This window comes from Deltaproteobacteria bacterium, assembly GCA_030654105.1.
Taxonomy (GTDB): Bacteria; Desulfobacterota; SM23-61; order SM23-61; family SM23-61; genus JAHJQK01.
Genome location: JAURYC010000246.1, coordinates 1 through 3,886, shown reverse-complemented (window position 1 = coordinate 3,886; position 3,886 = coordinate 1). Strand labels below are relative to the sequence as shown.

At 52.1% G+C, this 3,886-nt stretch carries 5 protein-coding genes; all 5 read right to left on the bottom strand.

Going from position 1 to position 3,886, the window contains the following annotated elements; translation table 11 throughout:
• A partial coding sequence (locus tag Q7V48_10390) for an ABC transporter permease (protein ID MDO9211138.1) occupies positions 1-864 on the bottom strand: 864 nt, incomplete at its 3' end.
• A 97-nt stretch (positions 865-961) separates the two neighbouring features.
• Positions 962-2,542: an ABC transporter substrate-binding protein gene (locus Q7V48_10385; GenBank protein MDO9211137.1), complete on the bottom strand. Its 1,581-nt coding sequence runs from the start codon at positions 2,540-2,542 to the stop codon at positions 962-964.
• 87 nt (positions 2,543-2,629) lie between these two features.
• Positions 2,630-2,911: a hypothetical protein gene (locus Q7V48_10380; GenBank protein MDO9211136.1), complete on the bottom strand. Its 282-nt coding sequence runs from the start codon at positions 2,909-2,911 to the stop codon at positions 2,630-2,632.
• A complete protein-coding gene (locus Q7V48_10375) occupies positions 2,877-3,125 on the bottom strand; it encodes a hypothetical protein (protein ID MDO9211135.1) in 249 nt (82 codons plus the stop codon). Before Q7V48_10375 ends, Q7V48_10380 begins: the two co-directional genes overlap by 35 nt.
• A 135-nt stretch (positions 3,126-3,260) precedes the next feature.
• The gene (locus Q7V48_10370; protein MDO9211134.1) at positions 3,261-3,641 is read right to left on the bottom strand and encodes a VOC family protein; all 381 of its coding nucleotides are present in this window, start codon (positions 3,639-3,641) and stop codon (positions 3,261-3,263) included.
• Between the last annotated feature and the right edge of the window lie 245 nt (positions 3,642-3,886).

The window sequence follows — 3,886 nt, the reverse complement described above, 5'->3', positions numbered from 1 at the left end:
GTTGACCGTAAGGAAAATCGTTGAGGTGACTAAGGCCCAGGCGATGATGACCGGGAAGTCCATCACCCCAATGGCTTCCAGAAACAACCGGCCCATGCCGGGCCAGGCAAAAACTTTCTCCGTGACAATGGCCCCGGCCAGGAGAGACCCCATCTGCATCCCGGCAATGGTCACAAAAGGGATTAACGTGTTCTTCAGCGCATGCTTGTAGATTACCTTCTGCTCGCTTACCCCCTTGGAGCGGGCCGTCCGGATGAAATCCATGGTCATGATGTCGAGCATGCCGGCCCGGATCAGGCGGATGAAAAGGGCTAACCGGTAAAGGGCCAGCGAACCAGCAGGGAGAATCAGGTGGGCCCAGGTCCCCCTGCCGGAAGAGGGAAGCCACTGAAGTTCAACCGAAAATATGAGGATGAAAACGATGCCGATCCAAAAAGGAGGGGCCGAAATGCCAATGAGGGAGCCGAGCAGGCTGGCCCGGTCTACGATTGTACCCCTCCGGGAGGCGGCCAGGACCCCAATCGGAACGGCCAGGATGAGGCTGATCAGAATAGTAGTAACAACGAGTTCCAGCGAAGCGGGCAGACGCTCCAGGACGAGCTTGAGGGCGGGCTGGCCATGGTGGTAGCTGACTCCCAGATTTCCCTGAGCGGCGTTCTTGAGGAAAAGGCCGTATTGAACGATGAGCGGCTTGTCCAGCCCCAGGGATCGGCGCATTTCTTCTATATCCGAGGGCGGAGCATCTTGCGGCATGAGCAGGGCCAGGGGATCGCCGGAGATGTGTAGAATAACGAATACGATCCCAGAGACGACCAAAAGGACTAAGATTGCCTGGTACAGGCGCCGAAGCAGGTAGATTCCCATAGCCCTTTATCCAATAAAATTCAGCGATTGGTTACGTGAAAATGCTTCTTCTCTTCCTGGGTGCGTTGAGATTCCGCAATCCCCGGAACGGCCGAATCTATTGGGCTCTCTTCAATTCATGGGCAAAGAGTCTTTCGTCAACCCGGGATTTTCCGTCTTTGATCCGCTTGGTGAAACCGAAAACGTTTTCCTGATAGTAAAGGGGAATCAGGTAATAGGTTGCATAAATTTTTTCCGCGATCTCGTTGCGCAGTTTGTCCCGCTTGGCATCATCCATGATGCTGTTGGCGATATCCATCTTCTTATCTAACTCCGGGTCGCTGAACCGCCCCCGGTTGATGTGCCCGTACTGTCCTTTTTTCTCCCGGAAGAAAGCATTAAAAGTGCCCTGCCAGGAAATCGTTCCCCACCCGGCGAGAAAGAAAGGAGATTCATACCGGTCCACCTTGGGAAAGAAAACCGCCTTGGGAGTGGCGATCACCTTCAAGCGGATTCCCACCTTGGCCAGCTGGGCGGCGATGGCCTCGGCCACTTGCTGGTCGTTCACGTACCGGTCGTTGGGGGTATCGAAGTTGCACTCTAATCCTTTCGGGTAGCCGGCTTCGGACAGAAGCTTCTTGGCCAGTTCGGGGTCGTACTTGGGCCTCTGGATATTCTTGTTGTGTCCGACGGCGTAAGGACTGGCCAGTTGGGAAGCGGGATAGGCACTCCCTTCCATGACGTATTTGATGATATCGTCCACGTTGATGGCATGGGCGAAGGCCTTGCGAACCCGGAAGTCTTTGAAGGGGTTGGGTTTGCCCGCGGCAATCCCGGGCTGGGCGTTGGGTGCCGGGCCGCCTTTGTCCGCATGGATGTCGAACATGACATAAATGGTCCGCTGGCTGGGAACTCGGCTGACATAGGTATTCTTGTTCTTTTCCACCCGGGGGATATCCGGAATCGAGACCCCCCAGCAGGCGTCGATTTCTCCGGTAACCAGCGCCGCCACTCGAGTGGCGTTTTCCGGGATGGGCCGAAGGGTGACTTTTTCAAAATCCACCTTTGGGCCCCACCACTCCTTGTTGGCCACCAGCGTGACGCGATCATCTTTCACCCATTCCCCAAATTTGTAGGGTCCCGTTCCGACCATGTTCCGCGTCAGATAAGAATAGTCCTTTTTGTCCCATTCCTGGAACATCTTGGGGGGAACAATGCTGACGTTTTCCAGCATGATCAAGGCTTCGGGAGTGGGCGATTTGGTAATTAGACGAATGGTATTGTCGTCCACGATTTGGATCTCTTTGTAATCGGGGATCATATGCTTGTACTGGCTTTTCGGATGAGTTTTGCAGCGCTCCAGGGAAAATTTGACCGCGGCGGCGTTCATTGGTTCTCCATTGTGGAATTTGACGCCTTTGCGCAGTTTGAATTCCCAGGTGTTGTCATCAATCAATTTCCAGCTTTCCGCCAGCTCGGGGACGATCTTCAGGTTCTCGTCGAATCCGATCAAGTTTTCGTACACATGCCGCTGGACCGTGGTGGTGGTCGTCTCGCTCCGAGCGTGAGGATCCAAAGTGGCGGCATCCCCCTCGAAACCGATGATCAATGGTTTTTCCGCCGCAAGGCCGATAGGGGGGATACTCCAACCCAGGAAAAGGAAAACAAGCACGAAACTAAAAAAAATGACTTTTTTCATTATTCATCCCTCCTTATATTTTATTGGTTTTTAAACCCAGATGATGAAGGAAATCCAATATTTAAATAATGGCCCATGAGCGCCATCTCACTCCTTCTGACCAAAGGCTTCTTTCACCCTTTCTCTCAGTTCCGCCGAGGTCAGGAAATCATAACCGGTCATAGCCAGGAGCTTGGCCGCTTTAATTAAGGCTTCCCGTCCCCGGGGACTCATGGTGGCCTCGGCGAAGATTTGGGAATGACCGGGAACTTCAGGGTCTACGATGGCCAGCGAAGGATGAATGGCCGGCAGGTAATAACTGAGATTGCCGATATCTGAGGAGCCGCGGCGGCCGTCATCCTTGCTCAGTGGGATCCCGAGCGCTTCCATATTGGCTCTGACGGCCTCCTCTAGCGGTTTTGACCCCGCCAATTCCTCGTTCAACTTCAAAACCTCGATCCTCAAGGAAGCGACTCAGGTATTCACAGGATTTAAATTCCTGGTAAGCGATTTCGGGATTGTTGTACAAAAATTCGCTGACCTTAAAAAGATCTCCAGCCAGCGCATCCACTTCGGCGCCCAAATGGGCCTTTATATCATCCATTTTCCACCCTTTTCGGATCGATGCCTACTTCTACGCCACACCTTCCGACTGCATTTTGCCAGTAGGCGAACTTTAGTATAATCAAGAAAAAAACCGAGTCAAGGGTTTTGTAGTAACATTCGTAGTGATCTACAATCAATCCCTCTCCACCAACTCAATCCGGATCCCCTCTGGGCCTTCGATAAAAGCAATTTTGATCCCCGAGGGGGTAACGGTTGGTTCAATGCTAAATTTTGCCCCTCTCTTTTTGAGGTCTTGGGCGGTTTGTTCGAGGTCTTTCACTTTAAACCCGAAATGGTCGAGTCCTCTGTTTCCTTTTCCGGGCGTGAGCTGGCCGGCTTTGGGCTCCGTCCCTAAAAGAGCCAAAGTAGCTCCCTTCACATCCATTCGAATCAGGGGAAACCCCCTCATTTCGCTGCGGGAAACTACCCGGCCATCGAATACCTTCTCAAAGTATTGCACCGCCTCTTCCATGTTGCCGCAAATAATGTGGATGTGGTCCAATCCAGTGATCATCTTCTCCTCCTTTTTTAAAATTTTTTTAAATCGTTTGAAGCCATTTCTTGCCGAGAACCTTGGGTAGTAAGCCTTCTGCCCAATTTCCCTAAATTGTCTATTCTTTCCCTGGTCAACAGAAGCAATACTTTGGGAATTTTAGGTCAGGATTCCGGGCTTAAAATTTCGTATTCATACGTCGGCTTCTTGACCTTCAGCAGAAAGAAGGTAGGAACAATCAGAATAAACGCCATTCCGCTTAGCCC